The organism is Pseudomonas sp. 22189 (assembly GCF_052045635.1).
GTDB classification, from domain to species: Bacteria; Pseudomonadota; Gammaproteobacteria; order Pseudomonadales; family Pseudomonadaceae; genus Aquipseudomonas; species Aquipseudomonas parakoreensis.
In genome coordinates this window covers 1-19,094 of sequence record NZ_JBQEPG010000039.1, presented here as the reverse complement: position 1 = coordinate 19,094, position 19,094 = coordinate 1, and the positions used below count along the sequence as shown (strand labels likewise).

The following is a 19,094-nucleotide window of genomic DNA, read 5'->3' as shown; positions in this document are numbered from 1 at the left end:
GAGGGACAGCCGTCGCACACAACGTGCAACAGATTCACGCAGCAGGGGAACCAGCATGAGCCACACTGAGGGTTGCTCCCGTCGCCGATTGCTCACGCTGGCTGCCGGGGTTTCGGCGGTCCTGACCTTTGACCGGGCGTTGGCCACTGCCATGACGCCGACTGCCACTTCGCCGAACCAGGCAGGAGACCAGACCATGCAGACCCGCGCCATCCCTTCCAGCGCCGAACGACTGCCCGTGGTGGGCCTGGGCACTTATCGTAGCTTCGACGTTGCGCCCGGCGAGACCGCCTATAAACAACTGCCGGCAGTGCTCGACGAGCTGTTCAGAAAGGGTGGCACGCTGATCGACAGCTCACCGATGTATGGCCGCGCCGAGCAGACCACTGGCGAACTGCTGGCGATCCATGAACCGCGTTCGCCGGCCTTTCTCGCCACCAAGGTCTGGACGCGCGGGCGCAAGGAAGGTATCGCGCAGATGGAGCAATCCTTCCGTCTGCTGCGCACCGAACGCATCGACCTGATGCAGATCCACAACCTGCTGGACTGGCAAAGTCATCTGCCGACTCTGCGCGAGTGGAAAACCGAGGGGCGTATCCGCTACATCGGCATCACCCATTACACGCCCTCGGCTTACGACGAAGTCGAAGCAGTGCTCAAGGCTGAACCACTCGATTTTCTGCAAATCAATTACGCCCTCGATGACCGTGGCGTGGAAAAACGCATTCTGCCGTTGTGCCGCGAGCGCGGGGTCGCGGTGATCTGCAACCGGCCGTTTGGCGGTGGCGGGTTGCTCGAGCGGCTCAAGGGCAGGCCGCTGCCGGCGTGGGTGTCGGACGTGCAGGTCAACAGTTGGCCGCAACTGGCGCTGAAGTTTTTGCTGTCGCACCCGGCGGTGACCTGCGTGATTCCCGGCACCGGCAATCCGCGCTACATGACCGACAACGCCGGCGCCGGGTTTGGGCCGATGCTCACCGATGCGCAGCGGCATCAGTTGATTGCGCTGCTGGGATAGCTGCCTGCGCGCGATACCGCAGCGCCTCGACCAACAACGCAAACGCCGGCGCCGCCTGCCGTCGACTCGGGTAATACAGGTGATAACCGGCAAACGTCGGACACCAGTCTGCCAGCACTTGTAGCAGACGCCCGTCGGCCAGATAGGGCGCGACGATGTTTTCCGGAATGTAGCTCAGGCCAAAACCGTCGAGTGCAGCGTCGAGCAGCGGATACACGCCATTGAGGGTGACTTGCCCGGAAACCCGCACCTTGAGGCTTTCGCCGTCCTTCTCGAACTCCCAGGTGTACAGCCCGCCGTTGGTGGGCAGGCGCAGGTTGTTACAGGCGTGGGCGGTCAGGTCTCGTGGTGTTTGTGGCTGTTCACGCTTGGCGAAGTAAGCAGGGGCGCCGACCACCGCCATGCGCATGTCCGGGCCGATGCGGGTGGCAATCATGCCTTGCGCGACATCTTCGCCCAGCCGCACGCCGGCGTCGAAGCCTTGCCCGGCGATGTCAACGAAACCGTAGTCGCAGATCACCTCGACGGCGATGTCCGGGTATTGGGGCAGGAATTCCTTGAGCACCGGACGCAACAGCCAATTCAGCGAATGGTCGGTGGCACTGATGCGGATCCGGCCTGCGGGCGTCTCGCGCAGGTTGCTCAGTGCCGCCAGTTCCTGCTCGATCTCTTCGAAGCGCGGGCCGATGGTCTGCAGCAGATGTTCGCCAGCCTCGGTGGGTGAGACGCTGCGGGTGGTGCGCGTCAGCAAGCGCAGGCCAAGGCGCGCTTCGAGTGCGCGAATGGTATGGCTGAGCGCCGATTGTGAAACGCCCAGTTTGGCTGCGGCTTTGGTGAAGCTGCGCTCGCGGGCCACGGCAAGGAAGGCGAGCAGGTCACTGGCGTTTTCTCGAAGCATTGATGAGTGTCCTGCATAAGTTTTTTCGAATTCTAGTCGATTATCTGAAGAGTACGGCTCGCTAAAGTGACGCAAGTTCCCTGTAGGAGCTGCCGCAGGCTGCGAACTTTTGATGTTGTTTTTGAAAATCAAAGATCAAAAGATCGCAGCCGGCAGCAGCTCCTACAGGGAGGTCTCTTTCAGATTTGGAGTCTTGTGATGAATGCACATATCTCAGGCGTTACCGTCACCCCCAACGGCTCGCAACCGTCGGCCAAAGGCCCGACGGACTGGTTCACCGGCACCGTGCGCGTTGACGCACCGTTCAAAGGCAGCGATGCGGCGCGCGTCAGCGGCGCCACGGTGACTTTCGAGCCGGGCGCACGCACCGCGTGGCATACCCATCCGTTGGGTCAGACGCTGATCGTCACCGCCGGTTCAGGTTTTGTGCAGGAGTGGGGGCAACCGGTTCGCGAGATCCGCCCCGGTGATACCGTGTGGATCGCGCCGCAGGTGAAGCACTGGCATGGCGCCGCGCCGACCACGGCGATGACGCACATTGCGATTGCCGAGGTGCTGGACGGTGAAGTGGTGGAGTGGATGGAGCAGGTGAGCGCGGCGCAGTACCCACACTGATATCTGTAGGAGCTGCCGCAGGCTGCGATCTTTTGACTTGGTTGTTGAAGATCAANCAGCTCCTACAGGGGTCAGATCATCTCTGGCAAGGAAGAGAGGATCTTGTCGAGGGTGATCGGGTACTCACGCACCCGCGCCCCGGTGGCGTTGTAGATCGCATTGGCCACCGCCGCACTCACGCCGCAAATCCCCAGTTCACCTACACCCTTGGCTTTCATCGGCGATGAAATCGGATCGGTTTCGTCGAGGAAAATCACTTCCTGATGCGGGATGTCAGCATGCACCGGCACCTCGTATCCTGCCAGGTCGTGATTGACGAAAAAGCCCAGCCGTTTGTCCACCGCCAGCTCTTCCATCAGTGCCGCGCCGACGCCCATGGTCATCGCCCCGATCACTTGGCTGCGCGCGGCTTTCGGGTTGAGAATCCGTCCCGCCGCGCACACCGCAAGCATGCGCCGCACGCGGACTTCGCCGGTCGCTGCATCCACCGCCACTTCAACGAAATGCGCACCGAAAGTCGATTGCTGATACTGCTTGGCGAGGTCGGCGAATTCGATGCTGTCCTCGGCCTCGATCACGCCATCTTTTGCGGCATCGCGCAGCGGCAGGGTCTTGCCGCCGGCGCGCACCTGACCGTCAGCAAACTCGATATCGCTGCCGCTCATGCCCAGCTTCGTCGCAACCGCTTCACGCAGTTTCATGCACGCGGCATACACCCCGGCCGTCGAGCAGTTACCGCCGAACTGGCCGCCGGAACCGGACGACACCGGGAAATTCGAATCGCCCAGATGCACCGTCACATCCGCCAGAGGCACGCCCATCATCTCGGCGGCGGTCTGGGCGATGATGGTGTAGCTGCCGGTACCGATGTCGGTCATGTCGGTTTCCACCGTGACCTTGCCGTTGTGCTCCAGCCGCACCCGGGCGCCGGATTTCAGCAGCAGGTTGTTGCGAAACGCCGCAGCGACGCCCATGCCGATCAGCCAGCGGCCTTCGCGACGGCTACCGGGTGTGGCGTTGCGCTGGTTCCAGCCGAATTTCTCGGCGCCGGTCTGCAGGCATTCGATCAGACGCCGCTGGGAAAACGGACGCTCGGTTTTTACCGGATCGACCTGCGTGTCATTGAGGATGCGGAACTGCACCGGATCGAGCTTGAGCTGCTCGGCCATTTCGTCCATGGCGATTTCCAGCGCCATCAGCCCCGGCGCCTCACCCGGTGCGCGCATGGAATTGCCTTCGGGCAGATCCAGCGGCGCCCGGCGCATGGTCACCCGGCGGTTTTCCCCGGCATAAAGCAACTGGCTCGGCTGCGCGGCGACTTCGACCTTGCCGTCCTTGAGATTGCCCGACCAGCCTTCGTGGGCGATGGCGCTGAGCTTGCCGTCCGCCGTCGCGCCCATCCGAATACGCTGAATCGTGGCCGGGCGGTGGGTGGTGTTGTTGGCCATTTGCGGGCGGGCGAGGGCCACTTTCACCGGGCGGTTGGCCAGGCGCGCACCGAGGGCGGCGAGGATCGCGTCGGCACGAATGAACAGTTTGCCGCCGAATCCGCCACCAATGTACGGCGAGATCAGGCGCACGTTTTCCTTGGGCAGGCCGAGGGTGGTGGCGACGTCGCCGACGCTCCAGGCGATCATCTGGTTGGAGGTCCACAAGGTCAGATGATCACCTTTCCACGCGGCCAGCGTCGCGTGCGGCTCCATCATCGCGTGGGACTGATCGGGAGTGGTGTAGGTCTGGTCGAACTGCACCGGCGCAGCGGCGAAGGCTTTGTCGAAATCGCCGTGGGTGACGTCGGGCAACTCGTCGTCTTCGACACCCTGGTCGCGCACGTTGGCCAGTTCAAACTCGCCTTTGGCCGTGACGTAATCGACCTTGACCAGTTGCGCTGCGGCGCGGGCCTGTTCGAAGGTCTCGGCGACGACCAGCGCCACGGCCTGGTGATAGTGCTGCACCTCGGGCCCGGCGAGCAGCGGCGCCGAATTGTATTGGCCTTTGCCGAGCTTGCCGGCATTGGCAGCGGTGACGATGGCCAGCACGCCCGGTGCGGCTTCGGCCGCGTCGAGATCAATGTGGCTGATGCGGCCCTTGGCGATGGCCGAACCGACCATGAAACCGTAAGCCTGATTCGCCACGGCCTGATGCTGCTCATAAGCGTACGGCGCCTGGCCGCTGGTTTTCAGCGGGCCTTCGATGCGGTCGGTGGGCTTGCCGACGACTTTCAGTTGGTCGATCGGGTTGGTGGTGGCGGGCGTGTCGAATTTCATGCCTGATCCCTCGCTTGCGCCAACACCGAACCAAGCGTGCGCTCGACCAGCGTCAGTTTGAATTGGTTGTCGTGGGTCGGCGTGGCGCCGTCAAGCAGGCGTTCGCTGACGGCTTTCGCGCCTTGGGGCAGCAACGCGTCAGCGGCGTCGACCCGCCACGGTTTCGGCGCGATACCGCCGACCGCCACACGGCCGCTGCCGTCCTTGTGCAGGATCAGACCGACCGATACCAGCGCAAAGGCGTAGGACGAGCGATCGCGCACCTTGTGATAAATGTGCGTGCCGCCAACCGGGGCCGGCAGGGTTACCGACGTGATGAACTCGCCGGGCGTGAGGCGGGTTTCGATGTTCGGCGTGTTGCCCGGCAGTTGATGGAAATCGGCGATGGCGATGCTGCGGGTGCTGCCGTCGGGTTTGACCGTTTCAACCTGTGCATCGAGGGCGCGCATGGCAATTGCCATGTCGCTGGGGTGGGTGGCGATGCAGGCGTCACTGACGCCGATCAGCCCCAGTTGCCGACTGACCCCGCCAATCGCCGCGCAGCCGCTGCCGGGCTGGCGTTTGTTGCAGGCCTGATTGACGTCATAGAAATACGGGCAGCGAGTGCGTTGCAGCAGGTTGCCGGCGGTGCTCGCCATGTTGCGCAACTGACCGGAAGCGCCGGCGAGCAAGGCGCGGGAGAGCAGCGCGTAATCCTTGCGCACGCGGCTGTCGGCGGCCAGATCGGTGTTGCGCACCAGAGCGCCGATGCGCAATCCGCCTTCAGGTGTGGCTTCGATCTGATCGAGGCCCAGGTGGTTGACGTCAATCAGGTGCAGCGGGGTTTCGATGTCGAGTTTCATCAGGTCCAGCAGGTTGGTGCCACCGGCGATGAACTTCGCGCCTTCAATCTGCGCCGCCAGCGTTGCGGCTGCGGCGGGGGAGTCGGCGCGGCTGTAATTGAACGCTCTCATGCTGGCACCTGCGCGACTTCAGTGATGGCTTCGATGATGTTCGAGTAGGCGCCGCAGCGGCAGATGTTGCCGCTCATGCGTTCCTGGAATTCGCTGGCAATCAGTTGTGGCGCCTCGGTCAGGCTGGGGCTGACGTGGCTGGGGATGCCCTCGCGAATTTCCTTGAGCACCGCCACCGCCGAACAGATCTGCCCCGGCGTGCAATAGCCGCACTGGTAGCCGTCGTGCTTGATGAACGCGGCCTGCATCGGGTGCAGATGGTCAGGCATGCCCAGGCCTTCGATGGTGGTGATCTCGCTGCCTTCGTGCATCACCGCCAGGGTCAGGCAGGCATTGATTCGACGGCCGTCGGCGATGACGGTGCAGGCGCCGCACTGGCCGTGGTCGCAGCCTTTCTTGCTGCCGGTCAGGTGCAGGTGTTCGCGCAGGGCGTCGAGCAGGGTGGTGCGGTTGTCGACCTCAAGGGCTTGGGGTGTACCGTTGACGTTGATCGTCAGTTTGGCCATGGCGGGTTGCTCCAGACTGGCCGCGTAGGCCTTGAGGCTGATGAAAGGGGGCATTGCAAACGCGGTGGCGGTCACCGCGCCGAGGATCAGGAATCTTCGTCGGGAAATCGTCATGCTTCGATTCCTCTCTGGCTTAATCAGGACGGCAGGGATTGAAGGGCCCACTCGGGCACGCCGGCATGTTTGCCGGTCTCGTTCTTGGAATGACCTGTACGGAGGGGAAAAGGTTTTTGCGGATTTGCGCTATAGAGTTATGCGCAGAATTCATTAATGACCTGGGCGACGCCTTGACCTTGTGGGAGCTGGCTTGCCAGCGATGGAGTCGTGTCAGGCAGCCTGTTGCTCAAATGACACACCGCCATCGCGGGCAAGCCCGCTCCCACAGGTATTGTGTTCAATGCCCGCCGACCACCATGTGCGTAAACGGCGAGACGTACGCCTGCAACGTCACCAGCCCGCCCACCAGCACCGCCAGCACAATCGAGTGGAAGAACACGTAGCGCAGAATCTCGCCCTCATGCCCATACCAGCGGGTCGCGGTGGAGGCGACCACGATCGACTGCGCATCGACCATCTTGCCCATCACCCCGCCGGAACTGTTGGCCGCCGCCATCAGCACCGGGCTGATGCCCAGCTGTTCCGAGGTCACTCGTTGCAGTCCGCCGAACAGCACGTTCGAGGCTGTGTCCGAACCAGTCAACGCGACGCCGAGCCAGCCGAGCAAGGTGCCGAACATCGGATAAAACACTCCGGTGGCGGCAAACGCCAGACCCATGGTGGCGTCCAGTCCGGAATAACGCGTGAGGAACCCCAGCGCCAGCATCGCGGCAATGGTGATCAGCGAAAACCGTACTACCCACAACGTGCGCAGGTATTGCTTGATCAGTTGCGGGATCGAATAGCCCATCAGCAGGCCGCCGACAATCGCTGCCAGCAGAATGCCGCTGCCGGTGGCAGTGAACCAGGTGAACTTGTAGATCGCTTCCTCGGCTTTCGGCGCCGGCACCACCGGCGGGACTTTCTGCACTTGCAGGTGCAGGGTGGTGAAGGTCAGCGCCGGGGAGAAAATAGGGTTGGCCTCGTTCATCGGTTTGCCTTGTGGATCAAGTTTCACTGCGTGCGTGACCGGGTCCAGTGCCGGGCGCACATCGAAGATGTTCTTGAAGCCCTGGGTGCCCCAGGCAAACACGAACACCGTGAGGATGATCCACGGCATCCACGCACGCATCACCGCCGGGCGTGCCTGATCACTGAAGGCGGCGCTGGCGGTGACTTTTTCTTCCTCGACCCGGGAGTTGTCGATGCGACCCGAGAGGGCGGCCGAGGTGTACACCGTCGCCGGTTTCCAGACTCGCAGAAACAGGGTCAGGCAGGCCATGGAAATCAGTGCGGCGATCACGTCCACCAGCATCGGCCCGTGGAAGTTCGACACGAGGAATTGCGGCACGGCGAAGCTGACTCCAGCCACCAGAATCGCCGGCCAGATCTCCAGCATCTTGCGCCACCCGGCAAACGCCCAGATCAGCCAGAACGGCACCAGCACCGAGAAAAACGGCAGCTGCCGACCGACCATCATCGACAGCTCCATCTCATCCAGCCCGGTGACCTTGGCCAAGGTGATGATCGGCGTGCCGAGTGCGCCGAACGCCACTGGTGCGGTGTTGGCAATCAACGCCAGACCCGACGCCGCCAGCGGCGAAAAACCGAGGCCGATCAGAATCGCCCCGGTCACCGCCACCGGCGTACCGAACCCGGCGGCGCCTTCGAAAAATGCACCGAAGCAAAACGCGATCAGCAGCAGCTGCAAACGCCGGTCATCGGTGATGCGTGCGAGGGAATCCTGCAGCACTTTGAACGAGCCGTTCTCGGTGGTCAGGCGGTGCAGAAAAATGATGTTGAGCACGATCCAGCCGATCGGCAGCAAACCATTGGCCGCGCCGAACAACGCCGCCGAACCGGCCATGCTCGCCGGCATGCCGAAGGCGAAGATCGAAATGAGCAGGGCCGAAGCCAAAGCCATTAGTGCGGCCAGGTGCGCCTTGACGTGAAAAAACGCCAGCGCCGCGAGCATCACCACCACCGGCACCGCGGCCATGAGCGTGGAGATCAGCGGGTTGCCGAACGGGTCGTAGATTTGCTGCCAGACCATGATCCACCTCTGCTTGTTGTTATCGAGGCGCAGATCCATTGCGTGGGAGTCGGTAAGCAGCAGTATAGGTGGCATTTCGCCGCCGCCTGGATGCAGCAAATGGGCCGATCAACGGTCGTGCCCGGGCAGTGAATCAAAGTCCTTTTGTCCGGTCGTATCAGCGGCTGCGCGCACTGCGTCCTGTGAAGGCGTGGGCAGTGACAGCCGTTCCGTCGTCAAGACCTTGGTTTTAGGGAAGTGTTGAATGAAGCGCGCTACAACGATGCTACTGACCGTGACCGCCGCCGTATTGCTGGCTGGCTGTGTGGCGGACTTTGATGATGATCACCGCCACGGGCGGCATTACGACCGCGATCATGGCCGTTACTACGATCATGACCGACGCTGGGATGACCGCGACGATGGTCGTCGCGACGGGCGTCGTTACTATCGTGATCGCGACGATGACTGAGTAGACATCAAAAGGGCGTTCCCGCAACGGGAACGCCCTCGCCAATTAAAAATGAGCGCTCGCCCGGACGCTGGAATGCGCAGGCGCGGTGGCCTCGAGATCCAGCAAATGGGTGGCGAGTATGTCGCTCAGAAAGCGGAACTGATCGTTGATGCCGACCACTTCATTGCTGAAGTGATTGCTCGCAGCGGGCATCAGCACATCGTCGAAATCTTCGTTGAACAGCAACGCTTGTGTCTTGCGCGAGACGACCTGCTGGTCGTAATAGTTGCTGCCGAACTCCGGGAAGCTCACGGAGAGGGTGATGGTACGAATCATGATGGGTACTCCTCGTTGCGTCTCGGATGGGTGAATCCTGCCTTTGCCGGGCGGCGGGCGGAAGGCAATCGTGGCGATGGTGAATATCGACGGCGTTGATGGTTGAGAGGTGGGGGTGGGGTTACTGGCCTCATCGCTGGCTTGCCAGCGATGGCGTCGGTACAGCCAACATCCTCGGAAACTGACACACCTATACTTAATGCTGTCTCCCTCCATTCAAGGACCTCACCACCGTGAACCTGCGTGCGCTGAGCCTCGCCGCACTGTGTCTGCTGGCTGGCTGCGCCACCTCGGCCCGCGCTCCGGTGGCGCCGTCGGCCGTGGTGGTGTCACCCGCCACCTGGCAGCAGATCGATCGCGACATCGTCAGCGCCTCGCAGCAATCCACCGAGCAAGTCAAAGTATTTGCCCGGGGTTCGATGGAACATTGGCGCACTCGCGTCTATCAGCAAACTGAAGAAAATTTCATTCCGTGGTTAAGCAGCTACTGGACCCAGGAATGGCTGTCGATGAAGGTCAGCTGGTACACGATCAGTGCCGGTGGCGAACAGGACGCTTCGGCCAAGCGCCTGGCGAGCTATCTGCTTGAGCAATATCAGGAAAGAGTGCTGGCGCCGGTGGCGGTGGAGATCGATCCGGACGCGATCCTCGGGCAGGCCACGGCGTTCTATGCACAACTGATGGCCCGGCAGATGCCGCTCATCGCCCAGCGTTATGGCGTGCCGGTTGCACAGCTCAACGGGCGGCTGCTGAAGGTTCCGGCCATCGCCCTCGGCCCGCCGCTGGCGCGGGATGCTTCGCTGTATCAGGTCATCAGCACCGAGCCGCTGAACACCTTGCCGGCGTATGCCGCACTGATCGACAAGATCCACACCGAGGGCGGCAGCAAGGGGATTGCCTCGACCGATGCCGGCATGGCTCCTGTGGCCAAACGCGCCAGTCAACGGATGGAAGCGGAAATGGCCCCGCGCGGAGCGGCCAGTGCGGTGGCGGCTGCGGCGGGCAAGTTGGTCGGCGGGGTGATCTCGATTGGGGTGGCGGGCATCCGCGCGATCATCCAGGCCAACGACCGACCCGACAGTGAAGCGCTGATTCGCAGCAGCCTGGGCAGCACCTTCGACAAGGCCTGGGCGAAATTGCTGCAGAACCCGACCACCGGGGTCATGGCTGGAACGCTGCATATCGCCGGGCAGGTCGAGGGCAGCCTTGGCGGGGGCGAACAACCGTCGGTCGGGCAGGGGCTGAATCGTGTCGAATGGCAGCCTCCCGAATCGACCAATCAGCAGATCGAACCCAACGTGCAAGGAGAGTGATCATGGCTTACATCGATATTTTTGTAGCACCCGTGCCGAATGCCAACCGCGAGCAGTACAAAAAACACTGTGCGATCGCCGCGAAACTGTTCAAGGAATACGGAGCGAAGGAGGTGGTTCAGTGCTGGGGCGATGACGTGCCGGAAGGCAAAGTCACGTCATTCCCGATGGCGGTAAAACTCAAGGACGGCGAGACCGTTTCCGCCGGCTGGCTGATCTGGCCCGACAAGGCCACCCGCGATGCCGGCATGGCAAAGATGATGGAAGACCCGCGCATGCAACCGGACGTCAACCCGATGGGGTTTGATGGGCAACGGATGATCTTTGGTGGCTTCAAGAACCTTCTTGAATCCTGAGGACCAGCGCAAATCCATTGTGGGAGCGGGCTTGCCCGCGAAGAGGCCGGCACAGCCCATATCTTCATGGCTGACCCACCGCTTTCGCGAGCAGGCTCGCTCCCACATGGGGTGGTCACTCTGGAGAGGGGGTAATCCGGCAGCTTTTGCGGTGGCGGATTTCTTCCTCCGTCGGTCGTTCGCGGACGAATTCGAAACGCGGTTCACCTTCGCTGTAATGCACCAGCCAGCCCCATTCCAGCTCGGTTTCATCCTGCCCTGGGCTGGGTGGTCGGGCCCACCAGGGCTCTTTGCTGAGGATCTCGCGCATGGCGACCTCCGGTTCGATGGCCATCCTTGAACTATAGCCGGCTGTCTCGAGTCGTCAGAGAAGGCCGTGTAGAATCGGCCGATCGACCAGCGAAGGAGTTGGCCTATGACCGATGATGCGCGCAGGGATGAACCGTTCAAGCGATTGTTTTTCGCCCTCGACTGCCCACCACCACAACGCAAGGCCATCGCTCAGTGGCGCGCCGATCTGCGCTTGAGAGCCGGCAAACCGGTGCCGGCGGATAACTTTCATCTGACGCTCTTGTTCCTCGGCGCGGTGCCGCTGGCGCAGATCCATGAAGTCTGCGAGGCCGCCGGCAAAGTACGCACGCCGGGTGAGCAATTGAAGCTTGCGCTGGATCGTCTGCAGGTCTGGCATCGCGCGGGGATTTTGTCTCTGGCACCGGAGCAGGCGCCGCCGGCGTTGTTGCGTCTGGTGTATGCGTTGGAACAGGCGATGCTGCCGTTCGGTTTCGAAGAATCACCGCGCGAGTTCCGCCCGCACCTGACCCTGGCCCGAGACTACCGTGCAACGGAGCCGGAAGCCGCCACGCCGCCGGAGTTCCTCCTGCGTGCCGAGCGCTTTGCCTTGTTCGAATCGCACAAGGGCCGCTACCGGATCCTGCAGGATTGGCCACTGAATTGAACCCACAAAAAAAGGCGCCCGAGGGCGCCTGAAGTTCACCTGAGCCGAGGGAGCCAGGTGAGGCCGTTCATTGCAGGATGCAGCGGTGGTAAGGCGCTGCGTGAACGGGAAATCAATGATTCTGCGAGTCAACACCCTCCCTGTGGGAGCTGGCTTGCCAGCGATTGGGGCGGCACATCCAACATCGTCGTCGCTGGACTCATCGCCATCGCTGGCAAGCCAGCTCCCACAGGTTTTCCAGTCTTGTCACAATCTTCAATCAGCCGGATTACTTACCGAGCTTCACCCGCGTCCAGCCGCGGGTCATGATCCGCTGGGTGGCAATCGGCTGATCCGGCACCGCGTACAACGTCGCCATCACCGCCTGCGACGGGTACGAACCCGGGTCGTTGCGGATCGCTTCGTCCACCAGCGGCGTCGCCGCCGAGTTGGCGTTGCTGTAACCGTTGCTGTTGGTGATCTCGGCAATGATGTCCGGGCGCATCAGGAAGTTCATGAACAGGTAGGCGTTATCGACGTTGGCGGCATCGCGCGGGATGGCGACCATGTCGTAGAAACTGCCGGCGCCTTCCTTGGGAATGCTGTAGTCGATCTGCACCTTGTTGCCGGCTTCCACCGCGCGGGCCTTGGCCTGCAGCACGTCTCCGGAGTAACCGACCGCCACGCAGATGTTGCCGTTGGCCAGGTCCGAGATGTACTTCGAGGAATGGAAGTACGCCACGTACGGGCGGATCTTCATGAACAGCGCTTCGGCTTCGAGAATGTGCGCCTTGTCCTTGTCGTTCACCGGGTAGCCCAGGTAGTGCAGGGCCGCCGGGATCATTTCGGTCGGCGAGTCGAGAAAGCTGATACCGCAGGCTTTCAGCTTCTCGGCGTTTTCCGGCTTGAACAGCAGGTCCCAGGAGTTGGTCGGGGCGTTGGCGCCGAGCACTTCCTTGACCTTGTCGGGGTTATAGCCGATGCCGATCGAGCCCCACATGTACGGGAACGCGTGAGCGTTGTCCGGATCACTGGCGGAAGCGTTTTTCAACAGCACCGGGTTGAGATTCTTCCAGTTCGACAGCTTGGATTTGTCGAGCGGCTGATAGACCCCGGCCTTGATTTGCTTGGCCAGGAAACTGTTGGACGGCACGACAATGTCGTAACCGGATTTGCCCGCCAGCAAACGCGCCTCAAGGGTTTCGTTGCTGTCGAACACGTCGTAGGTCACCTGGATGCCGGTCTCGTCTTCGAACTTCTTGACGGTGTCCGGTGCGATGTAATCGGACCAGTTGTAAACACGCAGCACCTTGTCGTTGGCCTGGACGCCCGTGGCGATTGCGCCCATTAAGGACAGTGTCAGCAGAGTCCTGCCAAACATTTTCATCGGTGAAACTCCATTCTTCTTATTCAAAAACACACATCTGAAACTTGATCGACAAGCGCCTTTCTGTAGGAGCTGTCGAGTGAAACGAGGCTGCGATCTTTTGATCTTAAAAAACAAAGTCAAAAGATCGCAGCGTGCCGCAGCTCCTACAGGTCAAGCCGTGGTGGCGGCGCGTTGCGGCTGCTGCCACGCCTCATTCGCCGTCTGATCCATCGCTTCCTGAATCGCTTTCTTGCGGCTGGCTTCTGCCTTGCGACCGAAGTACCAGACGAGGAAGGTCACCAGCGACACCGCCAGCAGAATCAGGCTGGCCACGGCGTTGATCTCAGGCTTCACGCCCAGACGCACCGCCGAGAACACTTCCATCGGCAGCGTGGTCGAACCCGGCCCGGAGACGAAGCTCGCCAGCACCAGATCGTCCAGCGACAGGGCGAACGACATCATCCCGCCCGCTGCCAGCGACGGCGCGATCATGGGGATGGTGATCAGGAAAAACACCTTGAACGGCTTGGCCCCCAGATCCATCGCGGCTTCTTCGATCGACAGATCCAGCTCCCGCAGGCGGGCGGAGACTACCACCGCCACGTAGGCTGCACAAAACGTGGTGTGGGCGATCCAGATGGTGACGATGCCACGCTCCTGTGGCCAGCCGATCAACTGCGCCATCGCTACGAACAGCAGCAACAGCGACAGACCGGTGATCACTTCCGGCATGACCAGCGGCGCCGTCACCAGACCGCCGAACAGCGTACGACCCTTGAAGCGCGTGACCCGCGTCAGGACGAAGGCGGCGAGGGTGCCCAACGCCACGGCGGCAATCGCGGTGTAGCAGGCGATTTCCAGCGAGCGCACCACCGAGCCCATCAGTTGGGTGTTATCGAGCAGGCCGACGTACCACTTCACCGACCAGCCGCCCCACACCGTCACCAGTTTCGAGGCGTTGAACGAGTAGATCACCAGAATCAGCATCGGCAGATAAATGAACATCAGGCCGAAGATCAACATGAACTTGGAAAAACCGAAGCGTTTCATCCCCGTGCCTCCATCTCTTTGGCCTGGCTGCGGTTGAACAGCAGAATCGGCACAATCAGGATCAACAGCATCACCACCGCCAGCGCGGACGCCACCGGCCAGTCGCGGTTATTGAAGAACTCTTGCCACAACACGCGACCGATCATCAGCGTCTCCGGGCCACCCAGCAGTTCCGGAATCACGAACTCGCCGACCACCGGAATGAACACCAGCATGCAGCCGGCGATGATGCCGTTCTTGGCCAGCGGCACGGTGATTTTCCAGAAGTTGTTGAAGTTGCTCGAACCCAGGTCCGACGCGGCTTCCAGCAGGCTGCCATCGTGCTTGACCAGGTTGGCGTACAGCGGCAACACCATGAACGGAAGGTAGGCATAGACCACGCCGATATACACCGCGGTGTTGGTGTTGAGGATCTCGATCGGGTGATCGGTCAGCCCCGTCCACATCAGAAACGCGTTGAGCAGACCGTTGTTGCTGAGGATGCCCATCCACGCGTAAACGCGGATCAGGATCGCGGTCCAGGTCGGCATCATGATCAATAGCAGCAGGACGTTTTGCGCTTCCTTGCTCGCCTTGGTGATCGCGTAGGCCATCGGAAAACCGATCACCAGGCACATCATCGTGCTCAGCGCCGCGACCTTCAGCGAACCGAGGTAAGCCGACAGGTACAGCTCGTCTTCGCCGAGCATGGTGTAGTTGCCGATGTTGAGCATCAGCTGGAATTTCTGTTCGGCGTAGGTGTAGATCTCCGAGTACGGCGGGATCGACAACGCGGCTTCCGAGAAGCTGATCTTCATCACCAGGAAGAACGGCAACATGAAGAACAGGAACAGCCAGATGAACGGGATGCCGATGACGAATTTTCGCCCGCTGGGCACCAGGCGCAGGCATTGCTGATTGAAGGTTCTCATGAGCGCAGTACCACGCCGCTGTCGTCTTCCCACCAGACGTAGACCTTGTCGTCCCAGGTCGGCCGCGCGCCACGGCGTTCGGCGTTGGCCATGAACGACTGGACGATCTTGCCGCCGGGCAGCTCGACGTAGAACACCGAGTGGCCGCCGAGGTAGGCGATGTCATGCACCTTGCCTTCGGACCAGTTGTAGCGGGTCTCTGGCTTGAGGGTGCTGACGAGCATTTTTTCCGGACGGATCGCGTAGGTGATCGACTTGTCCTGCACCGAGGTGCTGACGCCGTGACCGACGTAGATCTTCTGCTGCAAGTCCGGGCTGTGGATGATCGCGTGACCTTCAAGGTCTTCCACCACGGTGCCGTCGAAGGCGTTCACGTTGCCGATGAATTCGCAGACCATGCGGCTGACCGGCGCTTCATAGATATCGACCGGGCTGCCGATCTGGGCAATCCAGCCCAGGTGCATGATCGCGATGCGCTCGGCCATGGTCATGGCCTCTTCCTGGTCGTGGGTCACCATCACGCAGGTCACGCCGACGCGCTCGATGATCTCCACCAGTTCCAGCTGCATTTGCGAACGCAGTTTTTTATCCAACGCGCCCATCGGCTCGTCGAGCAGCAACAGCTTCGGACGTTTCGCCAGTGAGCGGGCGAGGGCGACGCGCTGGCGTTGACCGCCGGACAACTGATGGGGTTTGCGTTTGGCGTATTGGGTCATGTGCACCAGGCGCAGCATCTCTTCGACGCGGGCGTCGATTTCGCTGGCGGGCAAACGGTCCTGCTTGAGGCCGAAGGCAATGTTCTGTGCCACGGTCATGTGCGGGAACAGCGCGTAGGACTGGAACATCATGTTGATCGGCCGCTCGTAGGGCGGCATGTCGGTGATGTCCACACCGTCGAGCAGAATCCGCCCTTCAGTCGGCCGCTCGAAACCGGCGAGCATGCGCAGCAGGGTCGATTTGCCCGAACCGGAGCCACCGAGCAGGGCGAAGATTTCGCCCTGATGGATCTCCAGGGACACATCGTCCACGGCCGTGGTTTCGTCGAACTTCTTGGTGACACGATCGACTTTCACCAGAACCTTTTTCGGTTGCTGGTGGCCTTCAAGTGCCTTCCGGTAAGTGCTGGAGGCGTTTGCCATGTGAAACTCCCAACAGGTTTCGTTCGCTCGGCCAACGTGGCCGGGCTTAAGTGGATTGCAAGCCAGGGAAAACTGTCCTCGCCACACATGGCCTCTGTAGGAGCTGCCGAAGGCTGCGATCTTTTGATCCTGATTCTGAAAAACAAAATCAAAAGATCGCAGCCTTCGGCAGCTCCTACAGGAGGTCGCATTGGCTGCGGGTTACCCTGACCTGGTCGGCGCCGCCGTCCTGGCTGCCTGGGTCGTACTTGTTGTTATTACGGTTTGTTGTTTTCACGGATGACGGATGCGCACGCGCGCAACCGCCGACCCCGTGGGGGCAGTAAACAGTTTTGAAATCCTGGGTGGTGTCAGCGCTGGTTGCGTCGCGCCGCCCGTTGCCGGCAAGCCTCACCGAACGCCTGGAAAATCTTCAGGTAGTTCGGGTTGTCCAGCACTTGCCATTCCGGGTGCCATTGCACGCCAAGGGCAAAAGTCGGGCTGTGCTCGACCGAGATCGCCTCGATCAGCCCATCCGGCGCCACCGCTTCGGCACGCAGGCCGGGCGCGAGGCGGTCGATGCCCTGACTGTGGATCGAGTTGACCTGGAATTCGCCCGGCAACGCCAGCGCTTCGAACACGCCGCCCGCCAACACGCTCACGGCATGCGCCGGTGCGTATTGCACGGCCACGTCCGGGCTGTCGGCTTCGCGGTGATCAAGCATGCCCGGCAGCTCGTGCACTTTCTGGTGCAGGCTGCCGCCGAACGCCACGTTCATTTCCTGGAAGCCACGGCAGATGCCGAGTACCGGAACGCCCGCCGCAATGGCTGCACGCAATAAAGGAAGGGTGGTGGCGTCCCGCGCCGGATCGTGATCCGTGCCGGGGGCGCTGGCCGGGCCTTGATAGTGGAAGGGCTCCACGTTCGAGGGTGAGCCGGTCAGCAACAGACCGTCGAGCTGACCGAGCAGGTCTTCGATTTCAGTCAGTTTGCCAAGGGAAGGAATGACCACTGGAAGACCCTGAGCGCCAACGCTGACAGCACGTACGTACTTGTCGCCGCTGATGTGATAGGGGTGCAGGCCAATCTGTTTGACGCACGCAGTAACGCCGATCAATGGCTTGAATGCCATTTTTATTCACCTCGAAGTTTGACACTTGAACGAGCTTTTCCGGAGCTTAGCCTCGTTGATTTTAATTAACAACTGCCATGTAAAAAATTCTAAACGCCGTTCATCCAATCTTCATGATTCCAAGCCTTGCGGCGCCTGCATTGGCACGCGAGTGTTAAAAAAAGCCCTAAAAATAAACGCTGAACGGCTGGGTGTTCGCTATTGACTTCACTTTGCCTTTCGGATTGACTGGCTCGGCGAAACAGCAGTGAACATAATAATTAACAGCTAAATAGGTGCATCATGTCGGTCCCTCTGCGTGCCGTTCAACTCAACGAAGCAAACGCATTCCTTAAGAAACATCCTGAGGTTTTGTACGTCGACCTTCTGATTGCAGACATGAACGGTGTGGTGCGCGGCAAGCGCATCGAGCGCACCAGTCTTCACAAGGTTTACGAGAAAGGCATCAACCTGCCGGCCTCGCTCTTCGCCCTCGACATCAATGGCTCCACGGTGGAAAGCACCGGTCTGGGCCTGGACATCGGTGACGCCGACCGCATCTGCTACCCGATCCCCGGCACCCTGAGCATCGAGCCGTGGCAGAAGCGCCCAACCGCACAACTGTTGATGACCATGCACGAACTGGAAGGCGAGCCGTTCTTCGCCGACCCGCGTGAAGTGCTGGCCAACGTGGTGCGCAAGTTCGACGAACTGGGTCTGACCATTTGCGCCGCCTTCGAACTGGAGTTCTACCTGATCGACCAGGACAACGTGAACGGCCGTCCGCAGTCGCCACGTTCGCCGGTGTCCGGCAAGCGTCCGGTATCGACTCAGGTCTACCTGATCGACGATCTCGACGAGTACGTCGACTGCCTGCAAGACATCCTCGAAGGCGCGAAAGAGCAGGGCATCCCGGCTGACGCCATCGTCAAGGAAAGCGCCCCGGCGCAGTTCGAAGTCAACCTGCATCACGTCTCCGACCCGATCAAGGCCTGCGACTACGCGGTGCTGCTCAAGCGTCTGGTGAAGAACATCGCCTACGACCACGAGATGGACACCACCTTCATGGCCAAGCCGTATCCGGGCCAAGCGGGCAATGGTCTGCACGTACACATTTCGATCCTGGACAAAGAAGGCAACAACATCTTCGCCAGCGAGGATCCCGAGCAGAACGCCGCGCTGCGACACGCGATCGGCGGTGTGCTGGAGACCCTGCCTGCGCAAATGGCGTTCCTCTGCCCGAACGTCAACTCGTACCGCCGCTTCGGCGCGCAGTTCTACGTGCCGAACTCGCCGAGCTGGGGCATCGACAACCGCACCGTAGCAGTACGTGTGCCGACCGGTTCGGCCGACGCCGTGCGTATCGAGCACCGCGTGGCCGGTGCCGACGCCAACCCGTACCTGCTGATGGCTTCGGTACTGGCAGGCATTCACCACGGCCTGACCCATCAGATCGAGCCAGGCGCGCCGGTTGAAGGCAACAGCTACGAGCAGAACGAACAGAGCCTGCCGAACAACCTGCGCGATGCATTGCGCGAGCTGGACGACAGCGAAGTCATGGCCCGCTACATCGACCCGATGTACATCGACGTATTCGTCGCGTGCAAGGAAAGCGAGCTGGCCGAGTTCGAAAACTCGATCTCCGACCTTGAGTACAACTGGTATCTGCATACGGTGTGACGTAATGGGTGGTAACTGACTCACCACCCTTCCCTGTAGGAGCTGCCGAAGGCTGCGATCTTTTGACTTTGTTTTTGCA

General features: G+C 61.3%; 19 protein-coding genes. 7 read left to right on the top strand and 12 right to left on the bottom strand.

What is annotated here, in order from left to right; genetic code table 11:
• Nucleotides 1-55: 55 nt before the first annotated feature.
• Nucleotides 56-1,015 carry an aldo/keto reductase gene (locus tag ACTJKS_RS26070; RefSeq protein WP_262949370.1) on the top strand — a complete coding sequence of 320 codons (960 nt, stop codon included), beginning with the start codon at nucleotides 56-58 and terminating at the stop codon, nucleotides 1,013-1,015.
• Here the strand turns inward: ACTJKS_RS26070 and ACTJKS_RS26065 are convergent.
• Nucleotides 972-1,913, bottom strand: a complete 942-nt coding sequence (locus ACTJKS_RS26065) for a LysR family transcriptional regulator (RefSeq protein ID WP_108183079.1) — start codon at nucleotides 1,911-1,913, stop codon at nucleotides 972-974. The genes ACTJKS_RS26070 and ACTJKS_RS26065 overlap by 44 nt on opposite strands.
• Nucleotides 1,914-2,111: 198 nt before the next feature.
• On the opposite strand from ACTJKS_RS26065, the gene ACTJKS_RS26060 reads away from it, so the two are divergent.
• Nucleotides 2,112-2,528, top strand: a complete 417-nt coding sequence (locus ACTJKS_RS26060) for a (R)-mandelonitrile lyase (protein WP_108183078.1) — start codon at nucleotides 2,112-2,114, stop codon at nucleotides 2,526-2,528.
• A 71-nt stretch (nucleotides 2,529-2,599) separates the two neighbouring features.
• On the opposite strand, the gene paoC is transcribed toward ACTJKS_RS26060, so the two are convergent.
• From paoC to ACTJKS_RS26040, 4 genes are all read right to left on the bottom strand, one after another.
• Nucleotides 2,600-4,795 carry an aldehyde oxidoreductase molybdenum-binding subunit PaoC gene (paoC, locus tag ACTJKS_RS26055; RefSeq protein ID WP_108183077.1) on the bottom strand — a complete coding sequence of 732 codons (2,196 nt, stop codon included), beginning with the start codon at nucleotides 4,793-4,795 and terminating at the stop codon, nucleotides 2,600-2,602.
• Complete coding sequence (locus ACTJKS_RS26050; RefSeq protein ID WP_108183076.1) at nucleotides 4,792-5,748, bottom strand: FAD binding domain-containing protein; 957 nt, start codon at nucleotides 5,746-5,748, stop codon at nucleotides 4,792-4,794. Before ACTJKS_RS26050 ends, paoC begins: the two co-directional genes overlap by 4 nt.
• Nucleotides 5,745-6,368: an aldehyde dehydrogenase iron-sulfur subunit PaoA gene (paoA, locus tag ACTJKS_RS26045; RefSeq protein WP_095668892.1), complete on the bottom strand. Its 624-nt coding sequence runs from the start codon at nucleotides 6,366-6,368 to the stop codon at nucleotides 5,745-5,747. Before paoA ends, ACTJKS_RS26050 begins: the two co-directional genes overlap by 4 nt.
• 280 nt (nucleotides 6,369-6,648) lie before the next feature.
• Nucleotides 6,649-8,403: an L-lactate permease gene (locus ACTJKS_RS26040; RefSeq protein ID WP_108184407.1), complete on the bottom strand. Its 1,755-nt coding sequence runs from the start codon at nucleotides 8,401-8,403 to the stop codon at nucleotides 6,649-6,651.
• 244 nt (nucleotides 8,404-8,647) lie between these two features.
• Here ACTJKS_RS26040 and ACTJKS_RS26035 point away from each other — a divergent pair, with 244 nt between their 5' ends.
• Nucleotides 8,648-8,854 (top strand): hypothetical protein, encoded by a 207-nt coding sequence (locus ACTJKS_RS26035; protein WP_041073476.1) that lies wholly within the window; start codon nucleotides 8,648-8,650, stop codon nucleotides 8,852-8,854.
• 45 nt (nucleotides 8,855-8,899) lie between these two features.
• Here the strand turns inward: ACTJKS_RS26035 and ACTJKS_RS26030 are convergent, their stop codons facing one another.
• A complete protein-coding gene (locus ACTJKS_RS26030; protein WP_108183074.1) occupies nucleotides 8,900-9,172 on the bottom strand; it encodes a hypothetical protein in 273 nt (90 codons plus the stop codon).
• 233 nt (nucleotides 9,173-9,405) lie between these two features.
• On the opposite strand from ACTJKS_RS26030, the gene ACTJKS_RS26025 reads away from it, so the two are divergent.
• Entirely contained in the window at nucleotides 9,406-10,485 is a 1,080-nt protein-coding gene (locus ACTJKS_RS26025; RefSeq protein ID WP_142579981.1) for a hypothetical protein, read from the top strand.
• A 2-nt stretch (nucleotides 10,486-10,487) separates the two neighbouring features.
• Nucleotides 10,488-10,841 carry a DUF1428 domain-containing protein gene (locus tag ACTJKS_RS26020; protein WP_108183072.1) on the top strand — a complete coding sequence of 118 codons (354 nt, stop codon included), beginning with the start codon at nucleotides 10,488-10,490 and terminating at the stop codon, nucleotides 10,839-10,841.
• A 115-nt stretch (nucleotides 10,842-10,956) separates the two neighbouring features.
• Here ACTJKS_RS26020 and ACTJKS_RS26015 read toward each other — a convergent pair whose 3' ends face one another.
• Entirely contained in the window at nucleotides 10,957-11,151 is a 195-nt protein-coding gene (locus ACTJKS_RS26015) for a hypothetical protein (RefSeq protein WP_041073468.1), read from the bottom strand.
• A 105-nt stretch (nucleotides 11,152-11,256) separates the two neighbouring features.
• On the opposite strand from ACTJKS_RS26015, the gene thpR reads away from it, so the two are divergent.
• A complete protein-coding gene (thpR, locus tag ACTJKS_RS26010; RefSeq protein ID WP_440829038.1) occupies nucleotides 11,257-11,796 on the top strand; it encodes an RNA 2',3'-cyclic phosphodiesterase in 540 nt (179 codons plus the stop codon).
• Nucleotides 11,797-12,064: 268 nt separating this feature from the next.
• On the opposite strand, the gene ACTJKS_RS26005 is transcribed toward thpR, so the two are convergent.
• The 5 genes from ACTJKS_RS26005 to ACTJKS_RS25985 form a co-directional block, all read right to left on the bottom strand.
• On the bottom strand, nucleotides 12,065-13,162 hold the full coding sequence (locus ACTJKS_RS26005) for a polyamine ABC transporter substrate-binding protein (RefSeq protein WP_041073464.1): 1,098 nt from the start codon (nucleotides 13,160-13,162) through the stop codon (nucleotides 12,065-12,067).
• A gap of 153 nt (nucleotides 13,163-13,315) precedes the next feature.
• Nucleotides 13,316-14,194: an ABC transporter permease subunit gene (locus tag ACTJKS_RS26000; protein ID WP_047293492.1), complete on the bottom strand. Its 879-nt coding sequence runs from the start codon at nucleotides 14,192-14,194 to the stop codon at nucleotides 13,316-13,318.
• Nucleotides 14,191-15,072 (bottom strand): ABC transporter permease subunit, encoded by an 882-nt coding sequence (locus ACTJKS_RS25995; RefSeq protein WP_371260449.1) that lies wholly within the window; start codon nucleotides 15,070-15,072, stop codon nucleotides 14,191-14,193. Before ACTJKS_RS25995 ends, ACTJKS_RS26000 begins: the two co-directional genes overlap by 4 nt.
• Nucleotides 15,073-15,101: 29 nt before the next feature.
• Entirely contained in the window at nucleotides 15,102-16,244 is a 1,143-nt protein-coding gene (gene potA / locus ACTJKS_RS25990) for a polyamine ABC transporter ATP-binding protein (RefSeq protein ID WP_041073459.1), read from the bottom strand.
• A gap of 350 nt (nucleotides 16,245-16,594) precedes the next feature.
• A complete protein-coding gene (locus ACTJKS_RS25985) occupies nucleotides 16,595-17,356 on the bottom strand; it encodes a gamma-glutamyl-gamma-aminobutyrate hydrolase family protein (protein WP_108183070.1) in 762 nt (253 codons plus the stop codon).
• Nucleotides 17,357-17,638: 282 nt separating this feature from the next.
• On the opposite strand from ACTJKS_RS25985, the gene ACTJKS_RS25980 reads away from it, so the two are divergent.
• Entirely contained in the window at nucleotides 17,639-19,015 is a 1,377-nt protein-coding gene (locus ACTJKS_RS25980) for a glutamine synthetase family protein (RefSeq protein WP_041073455.1), read from the top strand.
• Nucleotides 19,016-19,094 lie beyond the last annotated feature (79 nt).